This window comes from Hymenobacter arizonensis (genome assembly GCF_900115775.1).
Lineage (GTDB): Bacteria > Bacteroidota > Bacteroidia > Cytophagales > Hymenobacteraceae > Hymenobacter > Hymenobacter arizonensis.
In genome coordinates this window covers 236,644-254,735 of sequence record NZ_FOXS01000001.1, presented here as the reverse complement: position 1 = coordinate 254,735, position 18,092 = coordinate 236,644, and the positions used below count along the sequence as shown (strand labels likewise).

12 protein-coding genes are annotated in these 18,092 nt (G+C 61.3%); 6 read left to right on the top strand and 6 right to left on the bottom strand.

The genetic code is table 11. The annotated features are described in order from the left end of the window. Positions 1 to 123: 123 nt before the first annotated feature. Complete coding sequence (locus tag BMZ66_RS01075) at positions 124 to 2,103, bottom strand: TonB-dependent receptor plug domain-containing protein (RefSeq protein WP_092668152.1); 1,980 nt, start codon at positions 2,101 to 2,103, stop codon at positions 124 to 126. Positions 2,104 to 2,290: 187 nt separating this feature from the next. Here BMZ66_RS01075 and BMZ66_RS01070 point away from each other — a divergent pair, with 187 nt between their 5' ends. Both BMZ66_RS01070 and BMZ66_RS01065 read left to right on the top strand, forming a co-directional pair. Further along, positions 2,291 to 3,466, top strand: a complete 1,176-nt coding sequence (locus tag BMZ66_RS01070) for an acyltransferase family protein (protein WP_177204541.1) — start codon at positions 2,291 to 2,293, stop codon at positions 3,464 to 3,466. A 137-nt stretch (positions 3,467 to 3,603) separates the two neighbouring features. Then, positions 3,604 to 6,093 (top strand): M1 family metallopeptidase, encoded by a 2,490-nt coding sequence (locus BMZ66_RS01065; RefSeq protein WP_092668150.1) that lies wholly within the window; start codon positions 3,604 to 3,606, stop codon positions 6,091 to 6,093. Positions 6,094 to 6,244: 151 nt separating this feature from the next. On the opposite strand, the gene BMZ66_RS01060 is transcribed toward BMZ66_RS01065, so the two are convergent. The 4 genes from BMZ66_RS01060 to BMZ66_RS01045 form a co-directional block, all read right to left on the bottom strand. Then, entirely contained in the window at positions 6,245 to 7,015 is a 771-nt protein-coding gene (locus tag BMZ66_RS01060; RefSeq protein ID WP_177204540.1) for a carbonic anhydrase, read from the bottom strand. A gap of 92 nt (positions 7,016 to 7,107) precedes the next feature. After that, positions 7,108 to 8,745, bottom strand: coding sequence for a SulP family inorganic anion transporter (locus BMZ66_RS01055; protein ID WP_092668149.1), 1,638 nt, complete (start codon positions 8,743 to 8,745; stop codon positions 7,108 to 7,110). Positions 8,746 to 8,894: 149 nt separating this feature from the next. Further along, the gene (locus BMZ66_RS01050) at positions 8,895 to 10,304 is read right to left on the bottom strand and encodes a HAMP domain-containing sensor histidine kinase (RefSeq protein ID WP_092668148.1); all 1,410 of its coding nucleotides are present in this window, start codon (positions 10,302 to 10,304) and stop codon (positions 8,895 to 8,897) included. A 123-nt stretch (positions 10,305 to 10,427) separates the two neighbouring features. Then, the gene (locus BMZ66_RS01045) at positions 10,428 to 11,105 is read right to left on the bottom strand and encodes a response regulator transcription factor (RefSeq protein ID WP_092670171.1); all 678 of its coding nucleotides are present in this window, start codon (positions 11,103 to 11,105) and stop codon (positions 10,428 to 10,430) included. A 682-nt stretch (positions 11,106 to 11,787) separates the two neighbouring features. Here BMZ66_RS01045 and BMZ66_RS01040 point away from each other — a divergent pair. The 4 genes from BMZ66_RS01040 (at position 11,788) to BMZ66_RS01025 (ending at position 16,971) form a co-directional block, all read left to right on the top strand. Continuing rightward, a complete protein-coding gene (locus BMZ66_RS01040) occupies positions 11,788 to 12,309 on the top strand; it encodes a (2Fe-2S)-binding protein (protein WP_092668147.1) in 522 nt (173 codons plus the stop codon). A gap of 4 nt (positions 12,310 to 12,313) precedes the next feature. Then, on the top strand, positions 12,314 to 13,339 hold the full coding sequence (locus BMZ66_RS01035) for an FAD binding domain-containing protein (RefSeq protein WP_092668146.1): 1,026 nt from the start codon (positions 12,314 to 12,316) through the stop codon (positions 13,337 to 13,339). Continuing rightward, positions 13,336 to 15,603, top strand: coding sequence for a xanthine dehydrogenase family protein molybdopterin-binding subunit (locus tag BMZ66_RS01030; RefSeq protein ID WP_092668145.1), 2,268 nt, complete (start codon positions 13,336 to 13,338; stop codon positions 15,601 to 15,603). Before BMZ66_RS01035 ends, BMZ66_RS01030 begins: the two co-directional genes overlap by 4 nt. A 228-nt stretch (positions 15,604 to 15,831) precedes the next feature. Continuing rightward, positions 15,832 to 16,971, top strand: a complete 1,140-nt coding sequence (locus BMZ66_RS01025; protein ID WP_177204539.1) for an XdhC family protein — start codon at positions 15,832 to 15,834, stop codon at positions 16,969 to 16,971. Between the two features lie 111 nt (positions 16,972 to 17,082). On the opposite strand, the gene BMZ66_RS01020 is transcribed toward BMZ66_RS01025, so the two are convergent. Continuing rightward, positions 17,083 to 18,018, bottom strand: coding sequence for an NmrA family NAD(P)-binding protein (locus tag BMZ66_RS01020; protein ID WP_234794933.1), 936 nt, complete (start codon positions 18,016 to 18,018; stop codon positions 17,083 to 17,085). Positions 18,019 to 18,092 lie beyond the last annotated feature (74 nt).

Here is an 18,092-nt window from a genome sequence, read left to right as displayed (position 1 = left end):
TTTGTTTTTTGCTGTTAATACCGACTGTAGCGCGGTCGTACCCGGAGGGACTTTGTGGTCCGCGTCTCCGCGCCATTCGCGAATCGTTGATGCGGCGCGGGGACGCGGACTACAGAGTCCGCGCTACTTGCTAAGCGCCACGCGCACGCCGCCCATCAGCCAGCGGCCGGGCATCTGGGCGCCCAGCAAGTCCGAGTATTTTGCGTTGAACAGGTTCTGGGCCTGGCCCACCAACCATAGCCGCTCGGGCAGCAAGGTTACATCGAGGCGGCTGTTGATAACTACATACGAGGGCGTGAGCACGGCATCGTTGATGGTAAGGCTGGGCGTGGTTTGCTGGGCGGCGCGCTGCTTGTAGACGCCACCCACGCTGGCAGTGAAGCGGCGGTGCACCAGGCTCACGTTGCCGCTTACGAGCTGCTTGGCCACATTGCTCAGGTACTGCGATACTATGTCCCCGTCCACGTCGAGGTGGGTGAAGGTGTAGCCCACGCTGCCATCCAGGCGCAGGCCGGTGCTTAGCTGGGCGCGGCTGCTGGCTTCCAGCTCCAAGCCCTGGGTAGTGACGGCAAACAGGTTTTGGGCGAAGCGGTAGGTGGCGGCGGGGTTCAGGTTGGTGAAGCCCGTGCCGGCCTGCACCGCGCTGCCGGGCGTGGCCACGTAGTCAATCAGGTTGCGGCCGTAGCGGTTGAAATAGGTAGCGCGCAAGGTGAGGGCCGAGCCCAGCACGTAGTCCAGCCCCCCTTCGTAGCTCCAGGTGCGCTCGGCATCGAGGGCGGGGTTGCCCACATTGAAGCCGCCGGGCACGGTGCCGGGCCGGATGGCCGAGTTGTACTGCTCGGTGAAGTTGGCGGCCCGGATAGCCCGGCCAACGGCGGCGCGCGCCGTCAGGCGCTCGCCCAGCTGCTGACTGGCCGTGAGTTGGGGCAGCACCTCGGTGCCGTAGGCCTGGTCGTGGTCGAGGCGCAGGGCGGCGGTCAGGTTCAGGGTGGCGGTGGGGCGCAGGCCGGCCACGGCAAACACCCCCTGGTGCCACACGGCGTGGTCGCCGCGGTCGTTGCTGCGCACGCGGCGGCGGTCGGCTTGGCCACCGAGGGTCAGCTGCACCTTCTCGGAGAAGCGCAGCTGGTGCTGGCCCTGCACATTGAAGTAGCGCATGAGGTGGTCGCTGGCGGGCGAGGTCGGCGTGTACAGGTAGTAGTCGGTGCTGATGGTGTTTACCACCTGCAGCTCGGTGCGGGCGCGGGCGTTCCAGTCGTAGCGCAACTGCCCCTGGTACCAGTCGCGGGCGGTGATTTCGCGGGCACGGTCGCCGGCGTTGGTCGTGTAGAAGTTCTGGGCGTTGTAGTCGCGCCGGTCGAAGCTGGCGCGGGCGGCAGCGCTGAGCTTGCTGCTGACCTCATAAGCGGCCGAGAGCGAGTAAGTATTCAGCTTGAAATCGTTGCGCAGGCCGCCGGGCAGGTTCAGCAGCTGGCCGGTGGCCGAGTTGTTGAGGATGCCGCCCGCCAGGCGCAGGCCATTGTCCTGGCCGTAGAAGCCGGCGTTGGTGGACTTCAGGCCGTATTCGCCGGCCATAAAGGTGCCGCCTAGCTCCACGCCATCGGGCCGGTGGGTGGCGGCAAAGGTTTTGGTGACAATGTTAACGAAGCCGCCCACAGCATCGGGCCCGTAGAGGGCCGCCCCGGGGCCGCGCACCACTTCAATCTGCTCAATCTCGGCGGGCGTGATGGGCAGGTAGCCCGCAAAGTGGCCCGTGAGCGGGTCGTTCAGCCGCATGCCATCCAGCAGAATCAGCACTTGGTTGAAGGTAGAGCCGCGCAGGGTGATGTCGGCCTGGGTACCGAAGTTGCCCCGGCTCTGCATCTCGATGGCGGGCAGCAGGCGTAGCAAGTCATCGAGCGAGGCCACCGGGTATTGGCTCAGGGTGCGGCCGGGCACCACCGTTACGTAGCGGCCGGTTTGGCCGGCTACCTGGTCGAGGCGGGTGCCGTATACGGTTACTTCGCGCAGGCTGCGACTGCTGTCGGCCGGCGTCTGGGCCAGGGCGTTGAAGGAAATTGAAAAGGCGACCAGAGGAGTCGCTAGGCGTAAAAAAGACATCATGGTGGGGTTGATGAGGCCACAAACTTACGGGGGAGATGGAGCACTTAGTGTTGAGGTGCAGCCCGGCTTAGCCTGTAGCCCACCCCGCCCCAGCTTGATGTGCGGCAGTCGGTACCTTCGCCCCTACTTCCCGATTCCTTATTCAATCCTTTCGCGCCAGCTCGTTGTGCTAATTACCGATAGCCAAATGCCAGCTTCTGAAACCGCTACTCATTCTGGCGGGCGCCCCTACTATCCCGCGCTTACCGGCTTACGCGCTATTGCGGCCTACCTTATTTTCTTTCTCCACTTCCGGCCTGCTTTGGACGCCGAATGGGTTCAAGCCATTTTCTCGCACTTTTACGTGGGGGTGAGTATGTTTTTCGTGCTCAGCGGATTTGTAATTGCAACCCGCTACCAGGGCAACGTGCGACTCTCGCGCAGCTGGTGGTGGGCCTATTTCTGGCGGCGGGTGGCCCGTATCTACCCCGCTTATCTACTGCTGAATGGAATGGTGCTGGCGCAGCTCTACTGGCCTATACCGGCAGGCAAAGGCCTCAATACCGTAATGCTGGTGTTTCTAAGTCAGAGCTTGCTGCGAGGCTTTTCCAGCACGCTGAAGTACGTTGGGCTTCCACAAGGATGGTCGCTCACGGTGGAAGAGTGTTTCTACTTTTCAGCACCGTTGCTGCTGGCCTGGCAGCGCTGGGGACGACGCGGGCTAGTGGGCTTTACGGCTTCAGTTTTGGGTATTGGGTTGCTGCTAACCTACTGGTGCATTGGGCGCCCCGCCCTGCACGGCTTTTTCGGTTCCTACTACCATTTGTTCAACTACACGTTTTTCGGACGGGTGTTTGAATTCGTGATTGGGGTGGGCTTGGCCCGTTGGTGGGTGGCCCGGGCAGCTACTACCGCGGCAGGCCAATGGCCATGGCGCACCCTGGCAGGCTTGATGTTAATGAGCCTTACAGTTGGGATACTGGCGTGGCTGCAGCCACCCATGAACTTCTACGACGGCCTCCTGCAACCTGGGGCCATTGCCCTCAACAACCTGATTTTCCCCGCTGGCGTGGCGCTACTACTGGCTGGGCTGCTTGCCGAAATCAGTTGGCTACGAACCATCTTGGCCTCGCGCCTGATGCAGTTTTTGGGGCGCAGCTCCTATTTTTTCTACCTTGTTCATATTAGTACCCTGTCTCTTTGGTGGGCCAAAGCCTTTGGCCCGGCAACGAATAGCGGCTGGCGCTTTCTGGCCACTGTGGCAATCGCCGCCGTGGGCTATCAGTTTATAGAAGAACCGCTGCGTCGGTGGGTCCTGGACCATACTTCCTCGAATAAGGCACCAGCCAATAAAGCCATTAGGAATGCTCAAACAATAAGTTAAGCACGCACAGCTCAGATTAGAACAGCGTCGAAATAACCCAAGCCTGCGCCTCGTTTCCTTACTTTCGTAGCCACGATGGGCAACGCTCCCTGTTCGGCCTTGTCCTTCACACATCCCACCATCACCACCCCGTTTTCATGAAGCACCTTTTTGCGTTGGGCCTGCTGGGCCTAGTGGCCACCACGCCGGTCCTGGCACAGGCTCCCGCCTCCCCTGCCCCCCGGGCAGAATCGCCTTACCGCGCCTCGGCCACCAAAATCAATAACCTGGTGCACACCAAGCTCGATGTGCGCTTTGACTACGCCAAGCGCTACCTCTACGGCAAAACCTGGATTACGCTCAAGCCCCACGCCTACCCCACCGATACCCTACGGCTCGACGCCAAAGGCATGGACATCAAAGCTGTGGCGCTGATGAATGGCGACAAGCAGCAGCCCCTGAAGTACACCTACACCGACGGTGCTAACCTGCGTATTAACCTGGGCAAGACCTTTAAGCCCGGGGAGGAATATATCATTTATATCGACTATGTCTCCAAGCCTGACGAGCTGAAGGTGCAGGGCAGCGCCGCCATCACTGACGCCAAGGGCCTGTACTTCGTGAACCCCGACAGCGCCGTGGCCGGCAAGCCCGTGCAAATCTGGACGCAAGGCGAGACCGAAGGCTCCTCGGCCTGGTTCCCCACCATTGACCGGCCCAACCAGAAAACCACCCAGGAAATCAGCATGACCGTGCCCGCCAAGTACGTCACGCTCAGCAACGGCGCCCTGGTGAGCCAGACGCCCGCCGGCCCGGGCCTGCGCACCGATACCTGGAAGATGGACCTGCCCCACGCGCCTTACCTGTTTATGATGGCCGTAGGCGACTTCAAAATCTACAAAGACACGCCCTGGCGCGGCAAAGAGGTGAGTTACTACCTCGAGCCCAAGTACGCTCCCTACGCCAAGCAGATTTTTGGCAACACCAACGACATGCTGGAGTTCTACTCCAACCGCCTGGGCGTGGAGTATCCCTGGAATAAGTACGCCCAGATTGTGGCCCGCGACTACGTGAGCGGCGCCATGGAAAACACCACCGCCACCCTGCACGGCGAGCAGGTGCAGATGACGGACCGCGAGCTGCTGGACCGCGAGTTCAGCAGCGAATCTGTGATTGCCCACGAGCTGTTTCACCAGTGGTTTGGCGACTACGTCACGGCTGAGTCGTGGTCGAACATCACCGTGAACGAGTCGATGGCCGACTTCTCCGAAGGCCTCTACGCCGAGCACAAGTACGGCCGCGATGCCGCCGATGCCCACTACTACCGCTACCTGCGCCGCTACCTGGCCAGCCCGCGCGACGCCACCAAGCCGCTGGTGCGCTTCCACTACGAGCAGCAGGAAGAAGTATTCGACCTGGTGAGCTACCAAAAGGGCGGCGCCATCGTGGACATGCTGCGCACCTACCTGGGCGATGACGTGTTCTTCGCCGGCTTGCAAAAGTATTTGAAGGACAACGCCTTCGGCAACGGCGAGGCGCACCAGATGCGCTTGGCTTTCGAAGCTGTGTCGGGCCAGGACCTGAACTGGTTCTACAACCAGTGGTACTTCGCCCCGGGCCACCCGGTGGTCAGCATTGACTACGCCTGGGATGCCACCAAGAAAGTGCAGTCCGTGACCGTGAAGCAAACCCAGGCGGGCCAGCCCTTCCGCCTGCCCTTTGCCATCGACTACTACGTGGGCAATAAGGTGCAGCGCCAGCAAGTAGAAATGACGGAAGCCACCCAAACCTTCACCATGCCCCTCTCGGCCAAGCCCGACCTGGTGAACGTGGACGCCAACAAGAAGACTCTCTGGCTGAAAACCGACAACAAGCCCGTGGCTGACTTCGCGGCCCAATACAAGCGGGCTCCCCTGTTTGTAGACCGTATAGAGGCCCTGGCGGCCGCGGCCAAAGAGCAAACCACCAATGCCGCCGCCCGCGGTGTGCTGCTGGCAGCCCTCAACGACAAGTTTTACAGCGTGCGGGCTGCCGCCGCCGAGAGCCTGAAGCTCGACGACAAAGCCGTGGCCAAAGCTGCTGCCCCGGTACTACGCAAGCGGGCCGCCAGCGAAAAAGAGTCCGCCGTGCAAGCGTCCCTGCTGGCGGCCCTCGCCAAGCTGAAGGACAAGAAAGACACGAAGCTTTTCAGCCAGCAGCTCAACAGCCAGTCGTATAAAGTGCAGGGCGCTGCCCTGAGCGCCCTGGCCACGGTGGAGCCCGCCCAGGCCCTGGCCCGCGCCAAAACCTACGAGAACGACAGCCACGGCGCCCTCACTCAGGCCGTGACGCAAGTGTACGCCACCAGCGGCACGGCGGAGCAATGGCCTTACATCCGCGACAAGTTCGACGCGGCCCGCCCCCAGGGCCAGTTCAACATGATGGAGCCCATGGCCGCCATGCTCGGCCGCATCAACGACGCAACTGCCGTGGCCGAAGGCGTAGAGCGCTTGAAAACCCTCGGCGTGAAGTATAAGAGCTACGGTGCCGACAAGCCGGTTATTGGCCTGCTGCAAGGCGTGGCAAAAGCCAAAGAAAGCGGTGCCAACGCTGCCGAAACCAAGCAAGCGGTAGATAAAGCCGTGAGCGAGATCGAAGCAGCCAAGTAGCAACTGGTGAATTAAATGAGAAAGGCCGGACGACTATTGCAGTCGTCCGGCCTTTCTCATTTAACGCTTACAGCCTACGTCAGCAGCAATGGTATTTCTCCCAAGTTATGTGCGGAAGGCCGGCCTTTGCGGCGCTTGACGTAGCCTGGACTTATCTGGATTTGCTCACGTTCTCAGCAGTTTCATTTGCCGGGTCGTGCTTGGGGCCTTCGTAAGTACTGGAGTCTTCTTTGGCAGTGGGAGGCTCGGGCGTATCCGTTTCCTCATCAGAGGCCTCCTCCTCCTGGTGGACTTTGGTGCCGTAGATATGCTTCATCTCCCGCATTACGTTTTCACTGTCCACGTGTAGGTCTTTGAGCACGCCGTCGGCAATGTCGTAAACCAAGCCGTGGAGGCGGGGCGGGTTTTCAGCGCGCATGGCGTTCTGAATGATGTTGGTTTTGGCCAGGTTGCGCACCTGCTCCATCACGTTCAGCTCAACCAGACGGCGCAGGCGCTGCTTTTCGTCGTCAATGTCCGACAGTTCGTCTTCGTGCAGACGCACCACGTCGCGGATGTTTACCAGCCAGTTATCAATCAGGCCGTACTGCTTGTTGGCAGCGGCGGCAGCAACACCGCCACAGCCGTAGTGGCCCACCACCAAAATATCCTTCACGCCCAGTACTTCAACGGCGTATTGGAGCACCGATAGCAGGTTCATATCCGAGTGCACCACCAGGTTGGCAATGTTGCGGGTCACGAACATCTCGCCGGGGCCGGTGCCGGTGATGCCCGAGGCGGGCACTCGCGAATCGGAGCAGCCAATGAACAAGTACCGCGGTGTCTGACCATCGGCCAGGCTTTGGAAGAACTTGGGGTCGTCGGCGTTTTTGGAAGCCACCCACTGGCGGTTGTTTTCGAGAATCGACTGAATACCGGACATGCTTGGGAATTTAGGTAATGGATACTAGGTAATTATGCGTGGGCTAAGCGGCCGGGAAAGCCGCTTAGCCCGAAAAAAATCTTCTTTACAACTTAGTGTACGGCCAAGTCAACTTGGCGGATACCGCGCATTTCCAAATCGATTCCCCGGGCCGGGGCCGCCTGCCGGAACGCTTCGAGCGCTTCCAGCACGTCGTTGTCGATGACGTGCGAACGGGTACCGTCCAGGATTACCCGACTGCCTTCGGGTAATTGTTCGAGGGTAGTTACGATGCTGGCCTTGTTGAGAAAGGAAACGTGCTCGGGCAAGCGCAGGTGCAGCAGGTCGGGGTCTACTTTGTCGTCTGCAGGGTCTTGTCTCAGGTAAGAACCGGCTTTAGAATTATCGCGCAGGATGAAGAAGAAGCCCAACACCAGGCCAATGGTAACGCCCTTGAGCAAGTCCGTAAACAACACCGCTACAATGGTGATGATGAAGGGAATAAACTGCTCGCGGCCCAGCTGCCACTGCTTGCGGTACAGCGCCGGTTTGGTGAGCTTGTAGCCCACTAGCAGCAGCACCGCCGCCAGGGCCGACAATGGAATCAGGTTCAGAACCGAACCCAAAAACAGCAGGCTTACTAACAGCAACAAGCCGTGGATGAAAGACGACATCCGGGTTTGGCCGCCGGCGCTGATGTTGGCCGAGGAACGCACAATAACGGCAGTCACGGGCAGGCCCCCCAGCAAGCCGCTGACCAGGTTGCCGCCGCCCTGGGCCATGAGCTCACGGTTGGTGGGTGTGTGGCGCTTGTGGGGGTCGAGGTTGTCGACGGCCTCCACGCTCAGCAGCGTTTCGAGCGAAGCCACGAGGGCAATAGTCAGCGCAACCCCGTAAGTAGCCGGCCTTCTTAAGGCGCTAAAGTCCGGGAATGCGATTTCGCCAATGAGCTGTTGCAGCGACGACACCACCGGCAACGTGACCAAGTGCTCGGGCCGAACCTGCAGGCCCGGAACAACGACCTTAAATAGCTGATTGATAGCCACCGCCGCCAGCACCGCTACCAGTGCTCCCGGCACCAAGCGGGCCCACGGCTGACGCCGTATCGCCGGACGGTCCCACAGCAGCATCAGGCCCAATGCTACAAAGCCCACAATCACCGAGCCCAAGCTCAAGCCTTTTAGGGCCGCCATGATGGCTGAGAACGAATTGTAGCCGTCAATCTGGGAAAAGTTCATATCCTCGAAGTAGTCCGTATCGGCCCCGAGGAAGTGAGGAATCTGCTTTAAAATCAGGATAATGCCAATAGCAGCCAACATGCCCCTGATAACTGCCGCCGGGAAATACAAGGCAATGATGCCGCCGCGGCCCAGCCCCATAATTATCTGAAAGACACCCGCAATGGCCGTGGCCGTGAGCACGGCCGGCCAAGACCCCAGCGTGGATATGGCCGACAACACGATGGTAGTAAGACCCGCCGCTGGCCCGGTCACGCTCACGGCCGAGCCGCTGAGCCAGCTCACCAGCACGCCGCCCACAATGCCGGCCACCACCCCCGCCAACAGGGGAGCACCCGACGCGAGCGAAATACCCAAACACAGGGGCAGGGCCACCAAAAAGACCACAAGTCCCGCCGGCGCATCCTGGCCAATAGACCCGAAAAGCGAGGGTTTGGACAGTGGGGCTTCGGGCTTGGCTCCGGAAGCAATGGGAGTACCCGTGCTCGCTGGAGAGGAAACAATCTCTGGCATAAATCTTATGGCTTTGTAAACCAACTGCCTGACCTCGGGCGAGCGTGCACGAGTGAAATTGGTGAGCAAGAGTACGTGCCGCTTATTAAGAACCAGTTAAAGGAGAATTAAAAGGGAATTAAAATAAGCGGCAAAAATCTACCCTGTTGCTACACAGCGGGCTTGCTTGGCCATTCCAGCCAAACCTGGGTGCCGCTGCCTACTTCACTTTCCAGGCGCACCAGGCCACCGTGCAGCGCCATGATGCGGGCCGTCAGCGGCAGGCCAATGCCATGGCCCGGCACGGCCCGCGCCGAGGCCGCCCGAAAAAACGGCACAAACACCTGCTGCAGGTCGCTGGAACTCAGGCCTGGCCCCCGGTCGGCTACTAGCAGCACCAGACGCGAGTCCTTCCGGGTTAGAGTGGCCGTGACAGCGCAGTCGCTGCCGGCCGAAAATTTGCAGGCATTGTCGAGCACGTTGAGCATGGCCGATAAGAGCAGCGCCTCATTCCCGTACACCTCATAGGAACCATCGTCGTCGGTTTCGCCAAAATCGAGGTCGACGCGGCAGGTGGGGTGGCGCCGCAGCAATTGCTCGTGGGCCAGCAGCAGCAGCTCGTCTATCTGCACACAGGCCATGGGCACTTGGGACGGGTCGTCGGAAGCCCGGGCAATTTGCAGCAGGCCATTGGTGAGCTCATTGAGCTGTCGCGCCGAATCGAGGGTGCTTTGCAGCACGCGCCGGTACTCGGTGGGCGGGCGTTCAGCCTGCAGTAGCGCCACTTCCAGCTCGCCAATGAGCGCGGCCAGGGGCGTACGCAGCTCGTGGGAAGCGTCGCGCACAAAGGTGCGCTGGCCAGCAAAAGCCGACTCCAGGCGTTCGAGCAGGCGGTTGAACCGCTGGGCGAGGCGGCCAATCTCATCGTTGGCGCCGGCGGCCTGCGTCAGGCGCTGGCTGAGGTCGGTGGCCGTGATGCCGTCTACCTCCCGCACCATGCGCCGCAGGGGCCTCAGGGCTCGTCCCGCAAAAACCCAGCTGCCAATGCCCGCCACCACCAGGGCCGCCAGCAAGCCGCCGGCTAGCAGCCGCCGCAGCTGCTCGAGCTGCTGGCGGCTATCTTCATCGACCGACGAGGCCACCACCACCAGCGGCCCCAAGTTCTCGTCGCGGTAGAGCAGGCCCACGGTTTCGTGGTAGTTGGTTTGGGACTCAAGCACAGCGCGGCCAGAAAGGCGCACCCGGGCCAGCCAGGCAGCGGGCACCGGCTTGGTAGGCCCCTGCCCCTCCTGAAACACCAAGCGGTCGGCCGAGTCGTACACGCGGCCTTCCTCCGCGGGCAGGGTGCGGTAGAGCTGGCGCAAATACCGCCGGTAAGACTTTTCTTCGGTCGAGTCTTGGCGAGCATCCTGGCCATCGGCATAAGCATGCCCCACCACCAAGGTCCGCTTGAAGAGGCTTTGCGTGAAAAGCTCCCGCCTCGATTGCTTGGTGGCAAAGTAGATGGCCAGCGAGAAGAACAGCAGCGTCAGGGCCAGAATGGCCCCAAACTGAATGGCAAGTCGGAGGCGTATGGACATTGGCTGCTACTCTGCTGCTTGTTTAAAATGCTGGCTTACCAACGATGAAGTGCACAGTGCTGCACTGGTTCTTTAACTCTGACCGCTACTTCTCATCGCTTATCTTCAAGCAAGCCCACCGCCTCAATCAACTTTCATTACATAGCCCATGCCCACCAGCGTATGAATCAGCTTGGGCTCAAACCCCTTGTCAACCTTCTTGCGCAGGAAGTTGATGTACACGTCAATCACGTTTGAGCCGGAGTCGTAGCTCATGTCCCACACATCTTCCAGCAGGTTGGCACGCGACACTACCCGGCCTTGGTTGCGCAGCAGGTATTCGAGCAGCGAGAACTCGCGCGCTGTGAGCTGCACCACCCGCCCCGCCCGTTCTACGCGCTTGGCCGAGGGGTCGAGGGTGAGGTCGGCCAGGTGCAGCACGGCCTTGGGGCCGGGTGCTTCGGTTCGGCGCCGCACCAGGGCCCGGAGGCGGGCCAGCAGCTCTTCGAAAGCAAAGGGCTTCACGAGGTAGTCGTCGGCGCCGGCATCGAGGCCGCGAATCTTGTCATCGGTTTCGCCCAGGGCCGTCAGCATCAGGATGGGCACGCCGGCGTCGTGGGCCCGCACCTGCCGGCACACTTCCAGGCCGCTGAGGCCGGGCAGCATCTGGTCCAGAATCAGGCAGTCGTACTGTGTCGATTGGGCGCGGCGCAGCCCCAGCAAGCCATCGGCCGCCAGGTCCACGGTGTAGTCTTGTTCCGTGAGTCCCTGGTGCAGGAATGCCGCGACCGAGGGCTCGTCTTCAACTAAAAGGATTTTCATGGCGCAGGAAGGTAGGGCCAGTGGGCCGAAAATGAAACCGGCCCACTTCGGCAGCAAACCCTGCGAAGCGGGCCGGAATGAGCCCAAAGTTGGAGAAAAACGCGCTGACTCTTATCGGGCAGCGACTTCGTCCGACGAGATAATAGACTGAACTTCAGTTGGCGCAGCGCTGGTCACGACGTCATTTTCAGACAATCCTGCCCCGAGAGGAGCAGCTTGCATTCGAACACCAACGGCGAGCAAAATTATCAAAACCAATGCTACGTAGTAGCGGAAATTTCTTTGTACAGATAGTATCATGTATTGCAACGAAACGATGCGAAGCCCACCGAGGCATGGCCCCAGGCTTGCTTTTTTGGTACCCAAAGCTACGGCTGCCCGAGCGCCGCTGAAAGCGAACTAGGATAAATCTCACCTTTTTCTGGACGAACCATCCCATTCGCTCGGCTAATGAAGGCCGCATAATCTGCTGATATAAGGCCCACACTAGAGGTTCAGAGTATAATTTAATTTATATGTAACTGTTTTTTACAAGAAAATAAATACAGTGCTACACTCCATAAATAACAACACAGTCCCGCTTAGGGCACGTATGGGAGTAGAGCTTCCGGGTAGCAAACGCTCGCGGGCAGTGCCGCTGCATCGGCTTCCTTTCATTTCTTCCCCGCCTTTCGCTACTTCTATGAGCCAACTTGCCCAACCCACCTTGGGGCGCGCCCCCGTGGCCCTGGCGCCTACTCAGCCCCTCACCCTGCGCATCAACGGGGAGAACCGCACCCTTAATGTGGCGCCCTGGACCACCCTGCTCGATGCCCTGCGCGAGTACCTGGACCTGACCGGCACCAAAAAAGGCTGCGACCACGGGCAATGCGGCGCCTGCACCGTCCTGGTCAACGGCAAGCGCATCAACTCCTGCCTGAGCCTGGCCGTGATGCAGGAAAGCGAGGACATCACCACCATCGAGGGCATCGGCACGGCCGAGGAGCTGCACCCGTTGCAGCAGGCCTTCATCGACCACGATGCGTTTCAGTGCGGCTACTGCACGCCGGGCCAGATTTGCTCGGCCGTGGCCCTTTTGAAAGAAGGCCGGGGCAAAACCGAGGCCGAAGTACGGGACCTTATGAGCGGCAACCTGTGCCGCTGCGGTGCCTACACCAACATTCTGAGCGCCGTGATGGAGGTGGTCAACGCCCAAAAAGCTTAATGCCATGAACAGCTTCACCTACTCCCCTCCCACGGCCGTGGACGCCGCCGTGCGCGAAAGAATCAACCGGCCCGACTCGGCCTACATCGGCGGCGGCACCAACCTGATTGACCTGATGAAGGAAAACGTGGCCCACCCCACGCACCTCATCGGCCTCAAAAAGCTACCCCTGGCCGAAATTGAAAACCTGCCCGATGGCGGCCTGCGCCTGGGCGCCATGGCCACCAACGCCGACACCGCCTGGCACCCGGAGGTTGAGAAGCGCTACCCCCTGCTCAACCAGGCCATTTTGGCCGGCGCCACGCCGCAGCTGCGCAACATGGCCACCAACGGCGGCAACCTGATGCAGCGCACCCGCTGCTACTATTTCTACGACCTGGCCACGCCCTGCAACAAGCGCGAGCCCGGCACTGGCTGCTCGGCCATAGGCGGCTACAACCGCATTCACGCCATTCTGGGCGCCAGCGAGCAGTGCATTGCCACCCACCCCAGCGACATGTGCGTGGCCCTGGCCGCCCTAGAAGCCGTGGTGCGCGTGAGCAGCCCGCAGGGCGAGCGCAGCATTTCGTTTGCGAACTTCCACCGCCTGCCCGGCGACCGGCCCGAGCTTGACAACACCCTGCGCCCCGGCGAGCTGATAACCGCGCTGGACTTGCCCAAAAAGGGGTTCGCGAAAAACTTTACTTACCTGAAGCTGCGCGACCGCAGCAGCTACGCTTTTGCAGTGGTATCGGTAGCGGCGGCGCTGGAACTCGACGGTGACATCATTACGGATGCCCGCCTGGCCTTGGGCGGCGTGGCCCACAAGCCCTGGCGCAAAGCCGAAGCCGAGCAGTTGCTCATCGGGAAGCCCGCCACGCTGGTCACGTTCCGGCAGGCCGCGGCCGAGCTGCTGGCCGGCGCCGAAGGCCATGCCCACAATGCTTTCAAAATAGAATTGGCCAAGCGCGCCATCGTTCGGGCCCTAAAGCAGGCCACCGAAATGGACTACGTGCTCGACACCAACGCCTTCCAAAACTCCAACCCATGAGCCAGACCATAGCCAACCCGCCCGTTGTGCGCCTGGGCACCGATTACATCGGCAAACCCACCAGTCGCGTCGATGGCACGGCCAAAGTAACCGGCGCGGCCAAGTACGCGGCCGAGTACAACGTCCCCAACCTGCTCTATGGAGTGGTGGTGTGCAGCCACATTACCAAAGGCCGAATCACGAAAATTCATGCCGCCGACGTGCTTGCGGTGCCCGGCGTGGTGCAGGTGTTTTCGCACGAGAACGTGCCCTCCCTGGCCTGGTTCGACCACAACTACAAAGACGACGTAGCCCCGGGCGGCTCGCCGTTTCGCCCGCTGCACGAGCCCGAAATTCGCTTCAACATGCAGCCCGTGGCGCTGGTGGTAGCTGATACCTTCGAACTGGCCCGCTACGCCGCCTCCATTCTGGAGATTGAATACGAAGTGGAACCACACGAAACGGACCTCGAAAAGAAGCGCGACGACGGTTACGAGCCAGGCCGCGGCAAGTCGGGCTGGATGCCGCCGCCCCCGCCCCGCGGCAACCCCAACCAGGCTTACCGCAAGGCGCCCCACCAGCATGAGGCCGAATACATTCACCTGGCCCAGCACCACAACCCCATGGAGATGTTCGCTACCACGGTGGAGTGGCTCGGCGACGGTCAGAAGCTGAACATCTTCGACAAAACCCAGGGGGCCTATAATGTGCAGCAGTACATCACCAAGATTTTTGGGCTGTCTAAAGAAGAGGCCCGGGTAATCACGAAGTACACCGGCGGCGGGTTTGGCTCGGGGCTGCGGCCGCAGTACCAGGCCTTTATGGCCGTGCTGGCCGCGCTCGAACTCAAGCAGTCGGTGCGGGTGTCACTCACGCGCCAGCAAATGTTCAGCTTCGGCCACCGGCCCCACACGCTGCAATACGTGAAGCTAGCCGCCGACGACAACGGCACGCTGCAGGCCTTGCACCACTCAGCGCTGGCCGAAACCTCGCAGTTTGAAGACTTCACCGAAAACGTGGTGAACTGGTCGGGCATGCTCTACCAGTGCGAGAACGTGAAGCTAAAGTATCAGTTGGCCAAGGCCGACGTGTTTTCGCCGCTCGATATGCGTGCGCCGGGCGCGGCCACGGGCTCGTACGCCCTGGAGGTTGCCATGGACGAACTGGCCTACAAAGCCGGCATCGACCCGCTGCAGTTCCGCCTCCTGAACTACGCCGACCGCGACCAGAACGCCGATAAGCCCTTCTCCAGCAAAAAGCTGCGCGAGTGCTACCACCAGGGCGCCGCCAAGTTTGGCTGGGACAAGCGCAACCCCAAGCCCCGCTCCATGCGCAAGAATGGCAAGCTCGTCGGCTACGGCATGGCTACCGGCGTGTGGGACGCCACCCAGAAAAAAGCAGCTGCCAAAGCTTGCTTCACCGCCGACGGCCGCCTCACGGTAAGCAGCGCCAGCAACGACATTGGCACGGGCACCTACACCATCATGACCCAGATTGCGGCCCAAACCCTGGGCTTGCCCCTGGAGGCCGTCACCTTCGTGCTTGGTGATACTAACCTACCCGAAGCCCCCGTGCAAGGCGGCTCCTGGACCGCCGCCTCGGTGGGCTCGGCCGTGGAAGCGGTATGCCAGGACCTGGGCAAAAGCCTGCTGAAGCTGGCCCAGAAAATGGACGACTCGCCCCTAAAAGGCGTGGACTTCGAAGATGTACAGTTCGTGAACGGCCTGATTCGGCGCAACGATGACATTCAGCAGTCGGTGGTAATTCGCGACGTGCTCCAGGCCAACGGCGAAAAGGAGCTCACCGCCGAGTCGGGGGCTGCGCCCGACATGATGAAGCAAATGGGCTACTCCATGCACGCACACAACGCCGTATTTGTGGAAGTACAGGTTGATGAAGAACTGGGCACGCTGCACGTAACCCGCGTGGTGAACGCCGTGGCTGCCGGCCGCATTCTCAACCCCAAAACCGCCCGCAGCCAGGTGCTCGGCTCCATTGTGTGGGGCATCGGCATGGCCCTGATGGAGGAAACGATAATGGACCACGGCTTTGGCCGCTTCATGAACCACAACCTAGCCGAATACCATATTCCCGTGATGGCCGACATCCACGACTTACAAGTGGTATTCGTGGAAGAGGAAGACGAAATTGTGAACCCGCTGGGCGTAAAAGGCATTGGTGAAGTTGGCCTGTTGGGCGTGGCCGCGGCTATTAGCAACGCCGCCTTCCACGCCACCGGCAAACGAGTGCGCGACTTGCCGGTTTTGATTAATAAATTGATGTAGTTACTTCGGGTTGGTGGCTGTTGTGTCAAGCGCGGGGGAACCTCACCCCCTGACCCCCTCTCCAAAAAAGAGGGGGCACCGGTTCGTGAAGACGATGCCGTTGAAAGCATGTCCGGTGCCCCCTCTTTTTTGGAGAGGGGGTCAGGGGGTGAGGTTCCCCGAGCGAGATACTTCGCTTTGCATGTTAACTCAGCCTACCCCCAACCCGTCCCTCCTCCTACCCCAAAAATGACCGAACTACAACGCCTGCTCCTCGCCTACGACCAGCACCGTGCCGACGCCCGGCCCTGTGCCCTGGCCACGGTAGTCGAGGTACTAGGCTCGGCTTACCGGCGCCCGGGCGCCCGCATGCTCGTCACCGACGATGGCCAACTCACCGGCGCCATCAGCGGGGGCTGCCTGGAGGGCGATGCCCGCCAGCGCGCTCGCCAGGCCATATTCCGGGGCCAGCCGGCGCTGGTTACCTACGACACCCGCGACGAAGACGACCCGCGTCACGGCCTCGGCCCCGGCTGCCAGGGCGTAGTGCGCATCCTGCTCGAACCCCTCGACTACGCCGCGCCCAACAACCCCATGGAGCTGCTGCGCAGCTTCGCTCAACACCCCGAGCCGGCCGTGCTGGCCACGGTGTTTGAAACCGACAGCGCCACCGGCCTGCGCGCTGGAGTAGGCCAGCGCCTGTTGCTGACTGCCAACGGCGACGTGCGCGGCCTGCCCGCGCTGGCCACTCCCTTGGCCGAAGCGGCTCATGCCGCGCTGGCCGGTTGTACCTCGCAGGTGCTGGACATTGAAACCGATGCCGGCCCCGTCCGGGCCCTGCTGGAGCTGCTCACGCCTCCCCTGCGCGTCATCATTTACGGCGCCGGCAACGACGCCCAGCCGCTGGTGCGCCTGGCCGCCTCACTAGGTTGGCACATCACCGTGGTCGATGGGCGGCCCAACCTCGCCACCGCTGCCCGCTTCCCCGAAGCAGCCGAGGTGCGCGTAGTGCCCGTGGCGGCCATCGCGCAAGAGAGGCCCGGCGATGCATACGCCGTGCTCCTCAGCCACAACTATGCCTACGATTTGGCCGCGCTGACCCTACACATTCCCAGCCCCACGCCCTACATCGGCCTACTGGGCCCGCATGCGAAAGCCACGCGCCTGCTGGCCGAGCTGAATTTGAATGAGCACGAAACTGAGGAGCTGCGAGCTACCCGGCTGCACAGCCCCATCGGCCTGGATTTAGGCAGCGAAACGCCCGAGGAAATCGCGCTGGCCATTGTGGCCGAGATTCAGGCCAAACGGCACCAGCGCAACGGACGCCCCCTGCGGGAGCGAGCCGATGCGGTGCATGCCCCGGTGCTCGCCCTGCACGACAGCTTTTAGTAGAGGCGCAACATATTGCGCCTCGTAGTTGAACGATGACCTGCAAGATAAAGCGTGTGGTGCGGCCGGCGAGACGCAAAATATTGCGCCTCTACCCTACTTTATTCACCCTTATTTCCGGGTAGCCAGCACCTCCCGTATCGGCGTCCAGCGTATGTCCGGGTAGCGGGCATTGTCGAGCGGCTGCAGTTTGGGCAGGCCCGTGAACATATTGTGCATGTACTGCATGCCCTGCCAGGGCGGAAACACGTCGTCGCTGGGCGGCATCAGGGCCTTAGTAGCCTTTATCATGGCGCCCAGCACCCACACCCCTCCTACCCGCAACAGGCCAAACTGCTGCCCCGTGGCCTCGCTGGCGGCTTTTTGCACGCCGCGAATGGTGGCGACTTCGCCCGCCACGCGCAGGTAGCGCGGTGTGGTGGGGTCGAGGGCCGCAGCAGCCGTAAACTCGGCGGTGTTGTCGGTGGTGGTGAAGTCCATGGGCTGGTCGGCGTCGCCGTAGTACATCACCCGCTTAAGGCTAAAGAGCACCACCGGGGCCTGGCCCGTCAGCAAATCCGTGAACATGCCGTTTAGCACCGAAGTCGCGGTAATTGGCGCTTGGTCGAGCCGCTGGTTGAACTCGCGGCGCAGGTCGAGGTTGCGGTTGCTGCCGTTGGCCAGCTTGGTGTAGTCGATGGAGTAATCCGATGGAATGAAGCGTGGCACACCAGCCACCACGGCCGCATCGAGGAGCCGCTTCTGCGTGTCGAAAATAACGTCGCGCAAGCCCGACAGGGCCGACACCACGCAGACCGCGCCAGCACAAACTTGAGTTAGCTCAATAACGCTGTTGAAATCGACTTCCACCACGGAGGCACCTAACTCGCGCAGAGCTTGCACCTCGGGCTTCGTGTTGCCCTTCCGAACTAGGGCCCGCACCACCGCGCCGCGCGCCAGTAGGTATTTGGCAATCAACCGGCCCAGGTCGCCAGTGGACCCGGCCAGCACAATGATAGGTTTTTCTGCAGCCGTAGTTCCCGGCTGGTTGGTTCTAAGTTCTGCCAAAATCGAAGTTTTAGGACGTTAAAGTAGCGCACCTGCTGAAACAGATGGAAAGAGATAATTCTTTCGACCACCTA